16 protein-coding genes are annotated in these 17,595 nt (G+C 69.0%); 11 read left to right on the top strand and 5 right to left on the bottom strand.

Going from position 1 to position 17,595, the window contains the following annotated elements:
- Positions 1-2: 2 nt before the first annotated feature.
- Genes A9O63_RS11880 through A9O63_RS11860 form a run of 5 tightly spaced genes read left to right on the top strand, consistent with a single transcriptional unit; the run spans position 3 to position 6,357 of the window.
- Positions 3-1,517, top strand: coding sequence for an FGGY family carbohydrate kinase (locus tag A9O63_RS11880; RefSeq protein ID WP_235836971.1), 1,515 nt, complete (start codon positions 3-5; stop codon positions 1,515-1,517).
- Positions 1,514-3,064 carry an acetolactate synthase large subunit gene (locus tag A9O63_RS11875; RefSeq protein ID WP_069332133.1) on the top strand — a complete coding sequence of 517 codons (1,551 nt, stop codon included), beginning with the start codon at positions 1,514-1,516 and terminating at the stop codon, positions 3,062-3,064. The genes A9O63_RS11880 and A9O63_RS11875 overlap by 4 nt, the downstream gene beginning before the upstream one ends.
- Positions 3,065-3,075: 11 nt before the next feature.
- Positions 3,076-5,379: a molybdopterin guanine dinucleotide-containing S/N-oxide reductase gene (locus A9O63_RS11870; RefSeq protein WP_069332132.1), complete on the top strand. Its 2,304-nt coding sequence runs from the start codon at positions 3,076-3,078 to the stop codon at positions 5,377-5,379.
- Positions 5,380-5,392: 13 nt separating this feature from the next.
- Positions 5,393-5,962 carry a peroxidase-related enzyme gene (locus A9O63_RS11865; protein WP_069332131.1) on the top strand — a complete coding sequence of 190 codons (570 nt, stop codon included), beginning with the start codon at positions 5,393-5,395 and terminating at the stop codon, positions 5,960-5,962.
- Positions 5,963-5,985: 23 nt separating this feature from the next.
- Positions 5,986-6,357: a rhodanese-like domain-containing protein gene (locus A9O63_RS11860; RefSeq protein WP_069332130.1), complete on the top strand. Its 372-nt coding sequence runs from the start codon at positions 5,986-5,988 to the stop codon at positions 6,355-6,357.
- A gap of 482 nt (positions 6,358-6,839) precedes the next feature.
- Here the strand turns inward: A9O63_RS11860 and A9O63_RS11855 are convergent, their stop codons facing one another.
- Positions 6,840-7,640 carry a FadR/GntR family transcriptional regulator gene (locus tag A9O63_RS11855; protein WP_069332129.1) on the bottom strand — a complete coding sequence of 267 codons (801 nt, stop codon included), beginning with the start codon at positions 7,638-7,640 and terminating at the stop codon, positions 6,840-6,842.
- 117 nt (positions 7,641-7,757) lie between these two features.
- Here A9O63_RS11855 and A9O63_RS11850 point away from each other — a divergent pair, with 117 nt between their 5' ends.
- Positions 7,758-9,161 (top strand): FAD-binding oxidoreductase, encoded by a 1,404-nt coding sequence (locus A9O63_RS11850; RefSeq protein ID WP_069332128.1) that lies wholly within the window; start codon positions 7,758-7,760, stop codon positions 9,159-9,161.
- A gap of 129 nt (positions 9,162-9,290) precedes the next feature.
- On the opposite strand, the gene A9O63_RS22845 is transcribed toward A9O63_RS11850, so the two are convergent.
- The 4 genes from A9O63_RS22845 to A9O63_RS11830 form a co-directional block, all read right to left on the bottom strand.
- Positions 9,291-9,665, bottom strand: coding sequence for a hypothetical protein (locus A9O63_RS22845; protein ID WP_141703089.1), 375 nt, complete (start codon positions 9,663-9,665; stop codon positions 9,291-9,293).
- A 325-nt stretch (positions 9,666-9,990) separates the two neighbouring features.
- Complete coding sequence (locus A9O63_RS11840; RefSeq protein WP_069332126.1) at positions 9,991-10,518, bottom strand: hypothetical protein; 528 nt, start codon at positions 10,516-10,518, stop codon at positions 9,991-9,993.
- Positions 10,519-11,196: 678 nt separating this feature from the next.
- Positions 11,197-12,129, bottom strand: a complete 933-nt coding sequence (locus A9O63_RS11835; RefSeq protein ID WP_084295828.1) for a hypothetical protein — start codon at positions 12,127-12,129, stop codon at positions 11,197-11,199.
- Between the two features lie 11 nt (positions 12,130-12,140).
- Positions 12,141-13,049, bottom strand: a complete 909-nt coding sequence (locus A9O63_RS11830; RefSeq protein WP_141703088.1) for a DUF4431 domain-containing protein — start codon at positions 13,047-13,049, stop codon at positions 12,141-12,143.
- A 277-nt stretch (positions 13,050-13,326) separates the two neighbouring features.
- Between A9O63_RS11830 and A9O63_RS11825 the strand changes: the two genes are divergently transcribed.
- The 5 genes from A9O63_RS11825 to A9O63_RS11805 form a co-directional block, all read left to right on the top strand.
- Positions 13,327-14,058 carry a hypothetical protein gene (locus A9O63_RS11825; RefSeq protein ID WP_069332123.1) on the top strand — a complete coding sequence of 244 codons (732 nt, stop codon included), beginning with the start codon at positions 13,327-13,329 and terminating at the stop codon, positions 14,056-14,058.
- A 59-nt stretch (positions 14,059-14,117) separates the two neighbouring features.
- Positions 14,118-14,576 (top strand): hypothetical protein, encoded by a 459-nt coding sequence (locus tag A9O63_RS11820; protein WP_069332122.1) that lies wholly within the window; start codon positions 14,118-14,120, stop codon positions 14,574-14,576.
- A gap of 13 nt (positions 14,577-14,589) precedes the next feature.
- Positions 14,590-16,101 carry an FHA domain-containing protein gene (locus A9O63_RS11815; RefSeq protein ID WP_069332121.1) on the top strand — a complete coding sequence of 504 codons (1,512 nt, stop codon included), beginning with the start codon at positions 14,590-14,592 and terminating at the stop codon, positions 16,099-16,101.
- A gap of 21 nt (positions 16,102-16,122) precedes the next feature.
- Positions 16,123-16,704 (top strand): FHA domain-containing protein, encoded by a 582-nt coding sequence (locus A9O63_RS11810; RefSeq protein WP_069332120.1) that lies wholly within the window; start codon positions 16,123-16,125, stop codon positions 16,702-16,704.
- A 7-nt stretch (positions 16,705-16,711) separates the two neighbouring features.
- Positions 16,712-17,595: PP2C family protein-serine/threonine phosphatase (locus A9O63_RS11805; protein ID WP_069332119.1), on the top strand; the 884-nt coding region annotated here is incomplete at its 3' end.

The following is a 17,595-nucleotide window of genomic DNA, read 5'->3' as shown; positions in this document are numbered from 1 at the left end:
CCATGAGCCCGATCCTCCTCGCCCTCGATTCCGGCACGACGGCAGTGAAGGCGGCAGCCTTCGCCGCCGATGGCCGGATGATCGCTACGGCAGAGCGCGCGAATGGCGCTCTGCGGCGCGATGGCGTCCGGGTCGAGCAGGACATGGCGGTGACGCGGGACGAGGCCTTTGCCGTGCTGCGCGATTGTGTGGCGCGGATCGCCGGGGCGGGAGAGGTTGCGGGGCTGGTGCTGACCGGGCAGGGCGACGGGCTCTGGCCGGTCGATGCGGCCGGCGAACCCCTGGGGCGGGCGATGACCTGGCTCGACGGCCGCGCGCGCGACATGATGGCCGAACTCGCGCCGGAGCTGGACAGGGTGCAGGCGATCACCGGGTCTCGCCCGACGGCAGCCTCGGCGAGCCTTCAGCTCATGTGGCTGCAACGAAACGATCCCGCGCGGCTGGAGGCCATGTCCCACGCCCTGCGGCTGAAGGAATGGCTGCTGCTGGCCCTGACCGGGCAGGTCGCGGGCGAGTTGACCGCCGCCCTGCCGGTCTGGGGCCGTTGGCAGGATGGCGCGTTGCGGCCCGAGGTGCAGGAGGCTCTGGGCCTCGGCCGGGGCCTCGACCTGCTGCCCCCCTTCGAGCCCGTCGGCCAGTGCCGCGCGCCGCTCGCGCCGTCCGTGGCGCGGGATCTTGGCCTGCCTGTGGGCCTGCCGGTGCTGCTGGGGCCCGGCGATGTGCAGGCCAGCTTCATCGGCATGGGGCTGGGCAGCCGGCGCGGCGTAACGGCCGGCTCAATCTTCGGGACCAGTGCGATTCATGCCTGCCTGCACTCCGACCCCGCCGCGATGGGGGCGGCCCCGGCAGGGGCGATGGTGCAAAGCTTTGCGCTGGGAGAGGGCTATATCAGCTTCCATCCCTGCTTCAATGGCGCCACCCTGCTGCATCATCTGGCGCGGCAGTTCCAGGACCTGCCCGGCTCCGCCGCGCCCGCCTATTCGGGGCTGATCCTGCATCCCTTCCTCGAGCCGGGTGGCGAACGGGCGCCCTGGACCGAGCCGAATGCCAGAGGCGCGCTTCTGGGGCTGACCGCGGCCACCACCCCCGCCGAGATTGCCTGGGCCGGTCGCGAGGCGCTGGTCTTCGTCGCCTGTCACAGCCATGATCTTCTGGGGGCTGCGGCTGGAGAGCTGGCGCTGGGAGGCGGGCTGGCGGCGGATCGTCATTTCGCGCAGTTCCTCGCCACGACGCTGGGCGGCCCGGTGCAGCGCAGCGCGTCGGGTCATGCGGGCCTGCGTGGGCTTGCGGCGATCGGCGCGCGTAGCCTTCTCGGGGCCACGCCGGACGAGATCGGGGCGCGCTGGGTTGCTGCGCCGGATGAAACCCTGCTGCCGCAGACCGGCGCGGTGGCGGATTATGCTGCCCGCAAGCGCGGCCTCTTTACCGGTCTTCTGCAGGCGGTGATGCCCTACTGGGCGGCGCTCTCCGATCTGCGGGCCGAAGCCGACACTCTGACAAAGCGAGACCCGGCATGAATGGTGCGGATATCCTGTGCGAAACCCTGCTGGCCAATGGCATCGACACCTGCTTTGCCAATCCCGGCACGTCCGAGATGCATTTTGTGGCGGCGCTGGACCGGCAGCCCGGGATGCGTTGCGTGTTGGGCCTCTCCGAGGGCGTGGTCACCGGCGCGGCGGACGGGTATGCGCGGATGGCGGGGAAGCCCGCCGTCACGCTCCTGCACACGGGGCCGGGGCTGGCAAACGGGCTCGCCAATATGCACAACGCCCGCCGCGCGCGCAGCCCGATGGTGAATGTGGTGGGCGATCATGCCAGCTACCACCTTCAGCATGATGCGCCCCTGACCTCGGACATCGACGGCCTCGCGCGACCCATGTCGCACTGGGTGGGCCGCATCGAGGGCGTGGGCGATCTGCGGGTCAGGACCGAGGCGGCCATCCGCGCGGCGCTGACCGGGGCCGGAGGCATCGCCACGCTGATCCTTCCTGCCGATGCTGCATGGTCGGCCGCCAGCGGAGGCGCCCCGGAAGCCATCCTTCGGCCGCGGCCCGATCCTGTCGATGGCCAGAGGGTGGACGCGGCGGCGCGCGCGCTCGGCAATGGTCGGCCGACGACGATCCTTGTCACGGGCACAGCTCTTCGGGCCGGGCCGCTCGAGGTGCTGGACCGCATCTCCCAGAAGACCGGAGCGCGGGTGATGGCGCAGCAGGCCAACGGTCGCATGCAGCGCGGCGCGGGACGCGTGGCACTGGACCGGGTGCCCTATGTCATCGATCAGGCGCTGGCCGCCTTCGCCGGGACCGAGCAGGTGATCCTTGTCGGGGCCAAGGCACCCGTCGGCTTCTTCGCCTATCCGGGCAAGCCGGGCAGCCTGTTGCCCGAAGGCTGCTCCGTGATCGAGATCGCCGGGCCCGACGGAGACCTGCCCGCCGCCGTCGAGGCGCTGGCCGAGGCGGTGGGAGCCTTCGAGGCCCCGCCTGCCCGGCTGGCGGGGCGGGAGATGCCTGACCTGCCCGGCGGTGCGCTCACCCCGGATGCCATCGCCATCGCTCTCGCGCGGATCATGCCGGACCAGGCCATCGTCTGCGACGAATCCGTTACCTCGGGGAGGGATTTCTTCCGCTCGACCTATGGGGCGGCGCCGCATGATTTCCTGCAGCTGACCGGCGGCGCCATCGGCATCGGCATCCCGATGGCCACAGGCGCCGCCATTGCCTGCCCCGACCGCAAGGTGATCGGCCTGCAGGCCGATGGCAGCGGCATGTATACCCTGCAGGGCCTCTGGACGCAGGCGCGCGAGAACCTCGATGTGGTGACCATCATCTTTGCAAACCGGCGGTATCAGATCCTGCACGGCGAGTTGAAGAACGTGGGCGCAGGGAATCCCGGCGAGAACGCGCGGCGGATGCTCGATCTGGACAGACCGACGCTGGATTGGGTCAACCTTGCCCGGGGCATGGGGGTCGAGGCCGCTCGTGCCACCACCGCGGGAACCTTCCATGACCTTTTGCAGGCGGCCTGCCGCCACAGAGGGCCGTTCCTGATCGAAGCCGTAATCTGAAGGGGCGAGAGATGATTACGCGGGTTCCGCATTGCAGCCATTGGGGCGCCTATACCCTGCTGGTCGATGAGGGAAGGATCGTGGGTGTCGAGCCCTTCGCGCATGATCCGGCTCCCTCGGAGCTGATCCATTCGGTGCCCGCATGGGCCAGCCCGGAACGCCGGGTGATGCGCCCGATGGTGCGCGAGGGCTGGCTCGCCGATCGCCAGCATAGCGACAGGCGGGGACGCGGCCGCGAGCGCTTCGTGCCGGTCAGCTGGGACGCGGCCCTCGATCTCGTCGCCGGCGAGATCCGCCGGGTTTCGGCCGATCATGGCAATGCCGCGATCTTCGCGGGCAGCTATGGCTGGACAAGCTGCGGCCGGTTTCACCACGCCTCGACCCTGCTGAAGCGGACGCTCAATCTCGTCGGCGGCTTCACCGGCCATGTGGACACCTATTCCATTGCCGCCGGGCCGGTGATCCTGCGGCACACGCTGGGGGACGATCGTGCCTGCGGCGGGCAGGCGAACACGCTGGACAGCATTGCCGAGCATAGCCAGACGCTCGTTGTCTTCGGCGCGATGTCGCCCCGCACCGCACAGAGCGAAGCCGGAGGCATCGGCGCGCATCATCTGGAAACCTATCTGCGCCGGATCGTCGAGCGCGGGGTCAGGGTGATCCTCGTCTCGCCCCTGAAGGATGACCTGCCGGACTGGGTGGCGGCCGAGTGGTGGCCGATCCGGCCCAATACGGACACGGCCCTGATGCTGGGGCTGGCGGGCGAGATCGTGCGGTCCGGGCAGCAGGAGTCCGACTTCCTCGCCCGCTGCACCAGCGGCTCGGAGCTGTATCTCGCCTATCTTCGCGGCGAGGGCGATGGCCGGCCCAAGGATGCGGAATGGGCCTCCACCATCACCGGCCTGCCAGCCGAGGCGATCCGGGCGCTCGCGCGCGATCTGCCTAGAACCCGCAGCATGCTGACGGTGAGCTGGTCCCTGCAGCGCGCCCATCACGGCGAGCAGCCTTTCTGGGCCGCGCTGGGATTGGCCGCCGTGATCGGCCAGATCGGCCGGCCGGGCGGCGGGGTCGGCTACGGCTACGGCTCGCTGGGCGGGGTCGGCGCGCCCTTCGCCATCGGCAAGTCGCCCGCCATGTCGCAACTGTCGAAGCCGATCAACAGCTTCATCCCCGTCGCGCGGATCAGCGACATGCTGCTGAACCCGGGCGGCCCCTACAGCTACGAGGGCGAGGACCGCCGCTATCCCGACATCCGGCTGGTCTATTGGGCGGGCGGCAACCCTTTTCACCACCATCAGGATCTCAACCGCCTGTCCGAGGCCTGGACCCGGCCGGAGACGATCATCGTGCAGGATCCGATGTTCACCGCGACGGCCAAGCGCGCCGATATCGTGCTGCCCGCCTCGACCTCGATCGAGCGCAACGATCTGGCAGGCAACAAGCGGTCGGATTTCATCCTCGCCATGGGACAGGCGATCGCTCCCTTAGGCGAGGCGCGGTCGGATTTCGACATCTTCAACGCGCTGTCCGGGAAGCTGGGGGTGGCGGCGGCCTTCAACGAGGGTCGGGACGAGATGGGCTGGATCCGCCACCTCTACGAGGAAAGCCGCAATCATGCGCAGCAACACCACCATTTCGAGATGCCGGATTTCGAGACCTTCTGGGCGCAGGGCCATGCGCCCTGTCCGGTGCAGCGCGACCATACCTATCTGGCCGCGTTCCGGGAGGATCCCGAGGCGCATCCGCTCGACACCGAAAGCGGCCTGATCGTGCTGGGCAGCGCGACGCTGGCGCGGCTCGGCTATGCCGACTGCGGGCCGCATCCGGCGTGGATCGAACCGGCGGAATGGCTGGGGAGGGCGCAGGCGGGGGAGCTGCATCTGATCTCGCATCAGCCGAAGGGTCGGTTGCACAGCCAGCTGGAGACCGCCGAAGCGAGCCTCGCCGGAAAGCGGGAAGGGCGCGAGCAGGTGATGCTGCATCCAGGCGACGCCTCCGTGCGCGGGATCGCCGACGGGCAGACCGTGAGGCTCTGGAACGCACGCGGGGCCTGTCTCGCGACCGCTCAGGTCACCGACAGCGTTGCTGCGGGCGTGGCCATCCTGCCCACCGGCGCCTGGTTCACGCCCGCCGAAGCCGAGGGGCCCGAGCTGTCGGGCAATCCCAATGTGCTGACCCTCGACATCGGCAGCTCTGCCTTCGGGCAGGGCTGCTCCGCCCATACCTGCCTTGTCCGCATCGAAGCCCATGCGGGCGATGCGGGTGACGCGGTCCGGATCTATGACGCCCATCTGGCAGCCATCCTGCCCACTTGAGAAGGACATTCGCATGACCGCAGCCGCCATCAGCCGCTTTCCCGTCCCCGAGATCAAGGACATGCCCGAGGATCTACGCGATCGCATTCTGGCGGTGCAGGAGAAATCGGGCTTCGTGCCCAACGTCTTCCTGACGCTGGCGCATCGGCCTGACGAGTTCCGGGCCTTCTTCGCCTATCACGACGCGCTGATGGACAAGCCCGGAAACCTGACCAAGGCCGAGCGCGAGATGATCGTGGTGGCGACCTCGAACCTGAACCAGTGCCAGTATTGCGTGGTGGCGCATGGGGCGATCCTGCGGATCCGCGCCAAGGATCCGCTGATCGCCGATCAGGTGGCGATCAACTATCGCAAGGCCGACATCACTCCGCGCCAGAAGGCGATGATCGATTTCGGGATCAAGGTGTCAGTCCGCGCGCACGAGGTGGCAGACGAGGACTTGGCGCTGCTGAAATCTCACGGTTTCAGCGAGGATGACATCTGGGACATTGCTGCCATCTCGGCCTTCTTCGGCATGTCGAACCGGCTGGCCAATGTCACCAGCATGCGCCCGAACGACGAATTCTACGCTCTGGGGCGCTGATCTTGGCCAGGGGATACAAGGAGATGCTGGCCGAGGCCGAAGAGGTCGTCATTTCGGTGGAGGGCGATGACATGGCCGCCCGGTATCGGGATGCGGATATCGTCATGGTCGACATCCGCGACCCGCGCGAGCTGGAGCGCGAGGGAATGATCCCCGGTGCCTTCCACGCTCCGCGCGGAATGCTGGAGTTCTGGATCGATGCCGAGAGCCCCTACCACAAGCCGCGCTTCGCGGAGGACCGGACCTTTGTCTTCTACTGCGCCAGCGGCTGGCGGTCGCTGCTGGCGGCCCGGGTTGCGCAAGAGATGGGGCTCAAGGCGCGGAGCCTGCGTGGGGGTTTCGGCGAGTGGAAGAAGGCGGGCAGGCCGGTCGCTGAGGTGAACCGGGGCGGGTGAGTCCCGCCCTTGCCATCGGCACGGCCCCGGGCAGGACGGGGAAAGCGGACATGCGGATGGTCCGGGGCACCGCGCCGAGGGCCACCGGCCGCTGATGCCGCTTTGTCGTCTCGGGCGGACAGCACGCCCGTCCCGATCGTCCGGTCAGCCGTGACGGGCTGCACCCGTTCGAGGCTCGGCTCCGGCAGGACTGTCGCCTTGCCTCAGCGCCGCGGAGGACAGGGGATGCTGCCCGGCGCCCCGCCGTCGTGCATCATGGCGCGCCGGTGGCCGCCGACGATCTGACTGGCACCGCGGCCGCCGTCGAGGCGGCGCTGCCGGATCACCGGACCCGTTCCATCGGGCCGGGCCGATGGGGAGCGCAGACGAGATGACGTTTCGCTTCAACGGGGCGAGGAACGGCCATATCGACAAGGGCCAATGGCGTTCGGGAACGTGACCGGGAGAGGTCGCAGAGTTCGGCCGCGGGCCTGCCGTCCCGATCAACGATCATCATGGCGTGGAATGTCTGAGCTTGTCCTGTCCTCTCCCTCGGAGACCTGTGGCGGGCGGGCGGCTGCGCGGCGTTCCAGCGCGCTGTCCAGAACGCCGCGCAGCCCCTCCAGATGGCGCCGGATGAGCCGCGCCGCACCTTCTCCGTCCCGTTCGGCGATGGCCTGCAAGATGCGCTCGTGGCTGTCGGCAGCGCGGTGGCGCTCGTTGTCGCGGTGGATCAGCATGTTGGTCACCGGAATGAAGCTCTCGATCACCGCATGCATCATCAGGCGCAGCGCGCCGTTGCCGGTCGCGGTGACGATCGCGCGGTGAAACCGCACATCGGAGGCGCAGAAGTCCTCGTCAGAGAGGCCGTCCTGCCGTTGCAGCGCGATTTCGGCCGCCATGCGCTCCAGATCCGCGGCGCTGCGGTTGGCCGCGGCCAGACGGCAGCAGAGCGTCTCGGTCTCGATCCGGGCAACGAGGATCTCCTCGCGGCCGAAGCTGCCGGTTCCGACCAGCAGGGTGGCCGCATCGGTGATCGCCTGCGCCACTCCCTCAGGGTCGGGGCGGGTGACGAACGTGCCGCCCGCAGGCCCGCGCCGCGACCGGATCAGGTTCTGGGCCGCCAGCACCTTCAGGGCCTCACGCACGGTGGGGCGGGAGATGCCGAAGCGGTGGGCCAGTTCCTCCTCGTTCGGAAGGCGCTCGTCGATGGCGAGCCGGCCGTCCATGATCGCGGCACGGATCAGATCGGCCACCTGCCGCGCCAGACCCGTGCGCACGATCTCGTCATAGCGCAGCGCCATCGTCCTTCCTTGTGCCCGTGGAGTCGTCAGAACGATAACAGAGATCGAAAAACAATAATAGGTTTGACAAATAGAGAGTCTGTCGCATCCTGCCCGAACCATCCGGGGAGGGGCGGCATGACCACGAAGACGACCGAGACGTTGCTGGCCCGCTTGGCCGGGGTTCTGCCGCCGCGCGCGCTGCTCGTCGGCGATACGGTTGATCCGCGCTATCAGGAGGACCGGCGTAACCGTCCCTCGGCCCGCCCGGCCTTCGTGGTGCGCCCGGGATCGACTGCGGAGGTGGCGGCGGCTCTGGCCGTCTGTCACGAGTTCCATCAGCCGCTGGTGGTGCAGGGCGGGCGCACCGGCCTGTCCGGCGCCCATCGCATCCGCGCGGGCGAGGCTGTCCTGTCGCTGGAGCGGATGACGACGGTCTCCTCCGTGAGCCCGGGCGCGTCCACCGTTCTGGCCGAAGCCGGGGCACCCTTGCAGCGTGTGCAGGAAGCGGCGCAGGAGGCGGGCCAGATCTTCGGCGTCGATATCGGCGCGCGGGGCACCGCCACCATCGGCGGCAACATTGCCACCAATGCAGGCGGGATCCGCGTGCTGCGCTACGGCATGTTCCGCGCGCAGGTGGCCGGGCTGGAGGCGGTGCTGGCCGACGGCACGATCCTGAACGGGCTCACCGATGTGGCCAAGGACAACAGCGGCTATGACCTGAACCAGCTGTTCATCGGCAGCGAGGGCACGCTCGGCATAGTCACCCGTGCGCTGCTGCGCCTGCATCCGCGCCCGGCGACGGAGGCGAATGCCTTTCTGGCCATGCCCTCGGTCGAAGCGGCGCTGGACCTGCTGGCGCGGCTACGCAGCGCGGTCGGCAGCAGCCTCTCCGCCTTCGAGATCATGATGCCCGGCGCCTATCACGGGGTCACGGCGCATCTGGGGATCACCCCTCCCCTGGTTATCCACGCTCCGGCCTATGTGCTGGCCGAGATCCAGGCCGAGGCCTGTGCGGCCGAAGCCGAGGAGGTCTTCATGGCGACGCTGGTCGCCGCGATGGAGGAGGGATTGGCGCTGGATGCGGTGATGTCGCAATCGCCCCGCGACTTTCAGGCGCTGTGGGAGATGCGCGACGGCTGTGCGGACTATGTGCGGTCGCTCGATCATGTGGCCAGCGGCGATATCAGTGTGCCGACGGCCCGCACCGCGGATTTCCTCCGGGACAGTCAGGCGGCGCTGCGGGCGATCGACCCGGAGACCGCCTTTCATGTCTTCGGCCATCTCGGCGACGGCAATCTTCACTATGTCTTCCAGACCTCGCAGAAGGAGGCCGCCATGGCGCGGCTGCTGGCCCTGGTGGCGGACTATGGCGGCTCTATCTCGGCGGAACATGGCATCGGGGTCGACAAGAAGCCCTTCCTGCACCTGACGCGCAGCCACGGACAGATCGCCACCATGCGCCTGCTGAAGGCCGCGCTGGACCCGCGCATGATCCTGAACCCGGGCCGCATATTCGACATGCCTCCCCCGAGTGCTTGACCGGGCGGCGGCGGCGCGCTCCGCACGGGATCGCTTGCGACGTGTGCTAACACCTATCAGGTTGGCTATTCCTTTTCCAAATCCCGTATTTTCAATCCTCTGCCGGTCGGCGCGGACCTCCCGGAATGATCATCTCCCGCACCATTGGCGCTTCGGCGTCGGACGGACGACTTGAGGTTCCACGCGACGGACAAACTCTTCCCGGGACGGCGGCTCGCAAACGATCATCGTCATGGCCGGCCCAAGGAGATCGAGATCCCGCACATCGAGAAGGCCGAACCTGTCGGGATCGAGCGGCCGTCCCAAACGGACGAGGTTCGGTCGATCGGCATCCCGGCAGGCGCCAATGCTCTCGTCCTCGGGCCAGCGGTGGCCGCTCTCGTGGCGCAGGCAGGCTTCTGCATACTTCGGGATCACCGCTTCGGGCAGGATCCGGAGAACGCGGGAGGCTCCGACGAGCTCCGTCTCCCGCTGTCCATGGTCCGGATCCCAGCCATCGTCCATTCACCGGCAGTCGTGCAGGATGGCGAAGGCGAGGACGAAGGCCAGGTCGACATCGGGGAACCGGTCCGGGAGCCGGAGACCGGCTCCGCCACGTCGCTCCAGTGGATCTTGCCGTGCAGCTCATCTCCTGCACAGAGCGCGGGGGTCAGCTCTTCGTCGAGAAGCGCGCGCCAGCTCCTCTTGGCACGGCCGCCGCCGTCACGCGGCGGTCCGTAGCGAGTGCTTCAGCGTCCGCAACGGCTCGGCGAGCCGGCAGAGCGCCGCCGGCCGGTCGGTGCTGCGTCGCAGGACATCGATCGGTCTCACCATCCGAGTCTCAATCAGCTCAGTAGTCGAGCGGGTCGCACACGATCACCGGGGTCGATGTGGCCAGCATCGCGAAGCCCGGCCGGTTCTGCCGGGTCCAGGCAATCGAGTCGCCGAACATGGCCTCGACCGTGGCCTGCGGTGCCGCGAACTCCACCCCGAAGCCGTAGAACTGGCTGCCGGGTCGACCGTTGTAGAGGTCGAGGGAGCGCACCGGCAGGCCGCGGTAGCTGCCTGAGATCTCGAAGTGGAAGAGCATATGGCCACTGTCCTCGCGGATGGTCGCGTTCTGCACGGGCACCGGAAGACGCCGCGCGACGCGGGCCAAGACCTTGGGCGCCAAGCGGTAATTGATGATCGGGTCGTCGGGATGGATCGGAAAGGCATTGTTCAGGTCGGCGCGCAGCGCACGGAGCCCCGGACTCTCCTCGCAGAATTCCACATTGTTCAGGAACCGGTCGAGAGAGCCCGCCTGAACCTGCACCGCGAGCCCGCAGATCAGCGCGGACACGAGGGACAGGAACCGGAGAAGGGATGGGCGCGCCATTCGGCAGCGCGGGCCTTCCGGCGGCTTCGGCCTCGCGGACGTTCCGGTGGCGGTGGATGGGGCAGGCGGGGACGGGGGCGGGATTGAGGACAGTGCCTCATGAAGGGGACACATCTGGAAAACACTCCAACTCGCAATGTGAGGACGCTATGCGGACCCCCGCCGTTCGGTCAAGTCGCGGATGAGGCAAGGCCGCGGGACGGGTCCTGTCGCGGCCAGAGGGAATGGCACGCGGGTGTGGAGCCCACTCCTGTTCCTCCTCGGCGTCTCGGGGTGCGGGACGGACAAGTATGTGCCCCCGGCCGCGCGCAGATCCCGCCGAGGGAGCTGGATGCGTGCGGGCATAGCCTTCGCTCGCAGCACGATCCCTCCCGAGACGATGCCGACGGCGCCCCGTCAACGGCCCAACGAATACCTTCCGGGCCTCCCGACCCGAAACCGGGATGCGTCGCCTGCGTGGGGCGCGTTGCCGGTCCGGATCGCGCGCCGCACCTGGCTCTGTTGGTCGCGCCGGGGCGCTCGGGTCTTCTGGCGGAATGCGGGCGCTACCCCCCGGGCCTGTCGTGCGGCGGCCTCGTGCAGGCGTGTCGTGCTGGGCCCGGGCCTTCTTCGCCCGACCCATCCGTTCCCTCCGCTGGAGCGGAGCAGGACGGATGGGAGAATGACGGGTTCGGGCCTTCAAGGGCCGTGCAGGGAGAGGGGCGTGAGGATGCGCTCGAACTCGGCGAGCAGGGGCGCGCCGGCCGAGGCGGGCTCGGGATCCGGAACGTCGGAGGGCACGACACGGGGGTAATCGTCGGTATTGCCGCGCTCGGCATCGCTCAGGCGGGGATCATCGGCGCCTGCGGTCTCGGGGAACAGGGGGGGCTGCACGCTCGCGGCGGCGGGCGGCACGGGGTAGAGAAGCGGCTCTCCCCGGCCGGCCGAGATGCTGTTGGCCACCGTTCTGAGCACGTTGATCCGGTCGGCCGGTGCGGCCACCAGCACGCTCGACCACGCTCCGCCGCGGAGATCCGAGCGGAGGTAGAACACGCCCAGCCGAAAATCTCCGTCCCCGAAGATGGCGTGGAAGGGGGCGTAGGCCGACCAGACCCGCAGGCGGGGCTTCGGCGCGGGGAAGTAGCTGTTCCTGTTAGGCAGGGCGTTGCGCCGGATGGTGCCTCCGACGGCCTCGGCCGCGTCCACCGGCCCGCGCGCGGCATAGATCGCCACTTCGGGGGCAGCGTGGGTCTGCGTGAAGTTCGGCCCGATCGCTTCGCCGGTGGCGGAATCTCCAGGCACGAGCAGCGAGCCGTCCAGCGCCGGAAGATAGGCGACCTGCCAGCCCGAGGCCGCGAGCCGTTGGCCCGCGTCGGACAGGAAGCTCTCGACGTCGGAGGCGGTGAGGCGGCAGGGCGGGGCGCAGCCGAGCGCCTGTTCGAGCGCGCGCCGGCTCATGCCGCCCCACTCTCCGTCGAGCATGCCGTCATAGACGTCCGCGAAGGAGAGCGCGGCCTGAAGAAAGCGGATCTCGGCGCGCGAGAGGCGGGCGGGGTCGAAGGGCCGGTCCTCCGCCTGCGCCCCCGCAGTGACAAGGAGAAGCGTCGTCAGACAGGCGGCCAGCGATCTCATGCCAAGGCGTCTCATTTCCTGATCACCAGATCGAGCACGGCCGTCCGCGCGTCGGCGCCCCAGCGGCAGTCGATCCGCGCCTGTCCCGCCGGTCGCGAAAGGCCGCCCTGCCGCGCGCAGCCGAGCAGGAGGTTGGGCGCGACGCCCGCTGCCGCGGCTGCGTTGGCGCAGCTTCGGATGCCCGCCTCGAGGCTGGCGGAGTTGAGCGTAAGCCGGCAGCCAAGGGCGATCGCGTCGCGGCCGGCCGCCGTGCGCAGCGCGATCACGTTCTCGCTGTCGCCGGCGAAACAGGTGGTGCCGTCGGCCTCGGTCGTCCGGCAGACCGGCGGGGCGGAGAGGACGAGTTGCGGGAAGAGCCGCGCGCTCTGGGCGTCCGGGAAGGGCAGCTGATAGGGGACGGGCGTGACGGTGATCGAGGGCGCCTGCCGGGGGGCGGCAGGCGGGCGGGCCGTGACTTCGCCATCCAGCAGCAGGCGGGTCATGTGGTGGGCGGTGTGGGCATGGTAGGGAGAGCCCGTCACCGTCACCCGATCGCCCACCGCGCCCTCGAGGTGGGTGACGGTGATTTCGGTCACGTCGACGATGGCCGGTTGCGGCATGTCGGGATCGGGGTCGGGATAGATGCAGATCGGCGAGGGCAGTTTCATCACCTCGCCGCTGACGGTGCGGTAGCCGTCGCTCATCGGGTCGGGGGTGTGCCATGTCCGCCGGACGATGGTGCCTGTCAGCGTCATCCGCGCGGCGTAACTGTGGCAGGGGGCCCGGGGAAGGGGCAGGCTGTCCGGGATCGCGATGGCGGCGGGCCCTGCGATGCCGCTCTCGGCCACGGCGGGGGCCGGGACGGGCAGCAGGCCCGCCGCGAGCAGGAGCGACGGCAGGCGGCGCCGACGGGGGGCGGGCGGGGGTGTACGGCTACGCAAGGCGGCACCTCGAACGATTGCGCTGCCGAGAATAGGAAAGGCTCGCGAGACCTGTAAACCGGCTATTGCCGCGGGATCCGCTAATTTTGAGGTAACGATTATAGCGGCGCAGAATCACGGCTAAATATCGAAATGAAACATTACGGCTTCTGAGGTGCGACCTGTTGAAGCAGATGGCAACCCGGATTGCGGGACCGGATAGGCGCGATCATTTCGTCCTTGCGAATCGGTTTCGGTTTGCCGGTAATGCCATCGTATATTATTGAATGGTGATGCCTTGACCAGTAAGCTCCTGACAGCCGCGTTTGTCGGCATGTTTGCACTTGCCGGCGGATGCACGACTGAGACGGTCGGCCACTCCACCAAATCCGCCCCTTCCGGTTTCTCGGTCAGCAACAAAACTCCGAAAGAGATCTCGCTGGAGAAACAGGTCAAGTCGCTCAACCAGCAATCCCGCGACATCGTGGTCCGCAACACGGTCGAGGGCGCCATGGCCGGGGCAGTGGTCGGATGCGGTCTGGCGCTCATGTTAGGCGGCGATGGCGATGATTGCGTGAAGACCGCGGCGGCTGGCGCATTAGTCGGCGGCGTCGGCGGGAATGCCGTGGGTCGGCAGGCGGCGCAGAAGAACCGCGATCTGGTGAAGCGCGATCAAGTGCTGGCGAAGCTCAAGGGCATCAACGCCTCGCTCGGCTCGGTGCAGACGAACCTGCGCGATGTCCTGCGCTCGCAGAATGCCGAGATCGCCTCGCTGCAGCGGCAGGTCGGTGCCAACCAGATCACGCAAAGCGCCTATGACAAGCGGGTGCGGGCGATCAACTCCAACCGGACGGCGGTCGTGAAGGGACTGCAGACGGCGGAGGCCAACGTGAACAAGGAGCGCATGGAACTCGTTTCGCTGGAGAAACAGGGCGGCGGGTCGCTTTCCAAGCTGCGCTCGGCGGCATCGAGCACCGAGAAGCGGCTGGCAAGCCTGCGCAGCACCGTCTCGCTCATTCCGACGAAATGAAGAAAGCGGGGCCGGCGCGGATTGCCGGCCCATTCCTTGCCCGCAGAGGATAAGCCTGCATGCGTTCCAATTCTTCGCTCGCCGTCGCGCTTCTGATCGGCACGGCGCTTGCCGGATGTTCGGGATCGACCGATCCCGCGACGGCGCATCTCTTCGACAATATCGCCAATCTGAATTCCGGCGAATACGACCGACAGATTGCGCAGAAGGACTCCGAGGCGGCGGCCATCCTCCGCTCCAACCAGCGCATGCAGGGCAATATCGACTCGATGCAGCGACAGGCGAATGTCAATCGCCGGACAATCGCGGGGCTGACCCAGCAGATCGCCTCGGCCCGGTCCGAGGCCGCGTCTGTCCGCAGCCGGCTCGGCAGCGACAGCATCCGGCTCGGCCAGTTGAACGGCTACGAGCGCCAGCTGGCGGCGGTGGAGCGCGAAGCCTCGGCGGGCAGCGATCCGGCGGTGCTGCAGGGCGAGGTGCAGCGGATCCGCGCCTCGATCCGCGCCCTGGCCAACTGAGCGGAGCAGCAGCATGATGCAGGCAATTGGCGGCCTCGGGCGGGGCGTCGTCCTCGGGCTGGCACTGGCGTTCGCCGCAACCGGCGCCGGCGCGGAGGGCGTGGCCGAGACCCGCTCGCCCGCGACGGGTCTTGCGGTGGTGGACTGCAAGCCGGCGGCCCCCGCGCCGCAGGACAGCTGCACCCTGCGCATCCCGCCGCTGCATTCGCGCGGCGACATGCGCGGCTCGGGCGCGGGATTCTCGTTCATCCGGCCCTCGGACAGCCGGTTCCCGGCCGCGGTCCTTCCCTCGGCGACGATGCTGCTGATCGACCGCACGCCCGGTCCGGGCGGGGCGCGCAAGCCCTTCATCCGGTTCGAGAAGGAGCTGGTCGAGCGGCTGATCGGCGCGCTGCCGCCGCAGGAACTGGTGGCGATCTACACCTTCGACGAAGGCGGCACGCTCCAGCCGCTCGTGCCCTTTACCGACCTGCGCCAGCGCGCGATCGCGGGGATGGAGGGCTTCGTCGCCGGCGGGGTCAACACGCATATCGCGCTGAACCTGCTGGATGCGATCAAGATCCTGTCCGAGCGCGAGGACGTTCTCTACCGCAACATCGTCGTCGTGACCGACGGCGAGGAGGAGGGGCTGTTCGACGATACCGTCCACGCCCGCGCGGTGGAAGAGCGGATCGCCGTCTCGTCGCTCGGCTTCTTCTGGCGCGGGACCGGCAGCGCCGAGATCGGGCGCGCGAAGGACTATCTGGATACCCGCATCACCACGCCGGGCTTCGGCCTGACCACGACGGTGATGCTGCGCAACCGGACGCAGGCGGTGGCCGCGGTGGACGAATTCGCCGGGCGCTACGCCTCGGCCCTGCAGCAGTCGGGGCTGATCGTCCCCGAGGGCAAGCCCGAGGCCGCCGATGTGGTGGTGGAGACGGCGGCGCCGAAGGTCGGCGCGCCGGGCGGAACCGAGACCATCACCCACCGCGTCCGCTTCGAGCCGCACAAGGCCGAGGCCGCCCCGGCGGAGGACCCCGCGCCCGAGCCGGGTCTGATCTTCGGCTATCCGCGGATGTGGGTGCTGGGCGGCGGGGCCGGGGCGCTTTTGCTGCTGATCGCCCTTGGCGCGCTGGTCGTCTTCGTCCGTCGCGGCGGTGACGGCGGAGAGGATGAGCTTCCGCTGGGCGAGGACGACGATCTGGACCTCGGCGCGCCCGGTCGGCCGATGATGGCGGCTCCCGCTGCCCCGGTGCGCGCCATGGCGACGCTGGTGCGCGAGGACACGCGCGAGCGGCTGGTGGTGCCCGCGCCCGCGGCTACCATCGGGCGGGCCGGAACCAACGCCGTCCCCATTCCCGACGACAGCGTGTCGCGCCTTCACGCCGAGCTGAAGCTGTCGGGCAGCGGCCTGATGCTGAGCGACATGGGCAGCCTGAACGGCACCTTCGTCAACGGCCGCCGCATCAAGGAGGGGACGCGCGTGAAGGACGGCGACCAGATCGGGTTCGGCCAGATCCGCCTTCGGCTCGTCGCGCCGTGAGCAGATACAGGAGAGACTGACATGCCGAGCGACAAGACCAAGTGGATCTTCGAATCCGACGACCGACCGGCGCGCCGGCGCGACTTCACCGACCTCGGCCCCGACGACACCAGCCTTCTGGGGCCTGCGCCCGGGATCGGCGTCGCGCCGACGGCGCTCGATGCCACGCGCATGGTGCAGGTCGCGGACGAACGCACGCGGATCGAGATCGTGGAGGCCATCCCGTTCGAGGAGGAACTCGACCCGGTGGTGGGCTGGCTCGTGGTGACCAAGGGGCCGGGGCTCGGACGCTCGGTCAACATCGGCGCCGGGATGAACATCGTCGGCCGCGAAAGCGGCTGCCGCGTCAGCCTGCCCTACGGCGACATGACCATCTCGGGCGAGGATCACCTGCGCATCGTCTATGACGATGTAAGCCGGTCGTTCCTGGTCGTGCCGGGCAGCGGCAAGAACATCACGCGGCTGAACGGGCAGGTGGTCACGGCGACGCTGCCGCTGCCCACCCATTCGACGCTGGAGCTGAGCAAGAAGACCACCGTCCGCTTCGTCGCCTTCTGCAACGAGGATTTCGACTGGGGCGACATCGCCCCGCCCGAGGCCTGAGACGACGATGGCGCAGGTCCACGGCCAGCAGATCCTCGGGCGCAGGGAAACGCAGGAGGATGCGTTCGACATCATCCTCCAGAGCGAGACGGACCCGCGCTCGGACGTCCTGATGCTGCTGGCGGACGGTATGGGTGGGCATGCCGGCGGCGAGGTGGCTAGCGGCCTCGCGCTGCGCGCCTTCGCCCACCACTTCACGCAGGTCGCGCGCGCCCCGCGCCCCGCCGACCGGCTGCAGGAGGCGCTCGAGGCCGCCAACGAGGCGATCCGCGGCGCGCTGGCGCGGGACGCGAGCCTGCGGGGCATGGGCTGCACCCTGATCGCGGCGATCAAGCTGCCCGACCGGCTGGTCTGGGTCAGCGTCGGCGACAGCGCGATCTACCTGCTGCGGCGGGGGACGATCCGGCGCATCAATGCGGACCACTCGATCTTCGGCGAACTGATGACGCTCGTCGAGGCGGGTCGGATGACCCGGGCCGAGGCGGCGAGCCACCCGCGCCGCAACGTGCTGCGCTCGGCGCTCACGGGGGGTCCGCTGACGCTGGTGGACCTGAATTCGGTGACGCTGGAGCCGGGCGACGTGGTGCTAATCGCCTCCGACGGGCTGGACGCGCTGTCGGAGGCGGAAGTGGTCGAGATCGTGGGCGAGCGGTTGCGGGCCGGACCGCGCGCCGTGACCGAGGCGCTGCTGGCCGCGGTCGAGCGCAAGGCGAACCCGTCGCAGGACAATACCTCGGTGATCCTCTACCGCCATGTGGGGCAGGGCGCAGCCCCGGCGCGGACGCTTCTGCGCCAGCTGGCGGCGACGGCCGCGGCGGGGGCCGTTCTCGCGCTGGCGGGGCTGGCGGTCTATGCCGGGATGGGCGGATTCTCGGACCCGCCGACGCCCGA

The organism is Cereibacter johrii (assembly GCF_001720585.1).
Taxonomy (GTDB): Bacteria; Pseudomonadota; Alphaproteobacteria; order Rhodobacterales; family Rhodobacteraceae; genus Cereibacter_A; species Cereibacter_A johrii.
Note: the sequence above shows the minus strand (reverse complement) of the source record. Positions and strands in the feature narration are given on the sequence as shown.

Coding starts and splice junctions, on each gene's coding strand:
- A9O63_RS11880 (WP_235836971.1), top strand. CDS start 3: ATGAGCCCGATCCTCCTCGCCCTCGATTCCGGCACGACGGCAGTGAAG.
- A9O63_RS11875 (WP_069332133.1), top strand. CDS start 1,514: ATGAATGGTGCGGATATCCTGTGCGAAACCCTGCTGGCCAATGGCATC.
- A9O63_RS11870 (WP_069332132.1), top strand. CDS start 3,076: ATGATTACGCGGGTTCCGCATTGCAGCCATTGGGGCGCCTATACCCTG.
- A9O63_RS11865 (WP_069332131.1), top strand. CDS start 5,393: ATGACCGCAGCCGCCATCAGCCGCTTTCCCGTCCCCGAGATCAAGGAC.
- A9O63_RS11860 (WP_069332130.1), top strand. CDS start 5,986: ATGCTGGCCGAGGCCGAAGAGGTCGTCATTTCGGTGGAGGGCGATGAC.
- A9O63_RS11855 (WP_069332129.1), bottom strand. CDS start 7,640: ATGGCGCTGCGCTATGACGAGATCGTGCGCACGGGTCTGGCGCGGCAG.
- A9O63_RS11850 (WP_069332128.1), top strand. CDS start 7,758: ATGACCACGAAGACGACCGAGACGTTGCTGGCCCGCTTGGCCGGGGTT.
- A9O63_RS22845 (WP_141703089.1), bottom strand. CDS start 9,665: ATGGACGATGGCTGGGATCCGGACCATGGACAGCGGGAGACGGAGCTC.
- A9O63_RS11840 (WP_069332126.1), bottom strand. CDS start 10,518: ATGGCGCGCCCATCCCTTCTCCGGTTCCTGTCCCTCGTGTCCGCGCTG.
- A9O63_RS11835 (WP_084295828.1), bottom strand. CDS start 12,129: ATGAGATCGCTGGCCGCCTGTCTGACGACGCTTCTCCTTGTCACTGCG.
- A9O63_RS11820 (WP_069332122.1), top strand. CDS start 14,118: ATGCGTTCCAATTCTTCGCTCGCCGTCGCGCTTCTGATCGGCACGGCG.
- A9O63_RS11815 (WP_069332121.1), top strand. CDS start 14,590: ATGATGCAGGCAATTGGCGGCCTCGGGCGGGGCGTCGTCCTCGGGCTG.
- A9O63_RS11810 (WP_069332120.1), top strand. CDS start 16,123: ATGCCGAGCGACAAGACCAAGTGGATCTTCGAATCCGACGACCGACCG.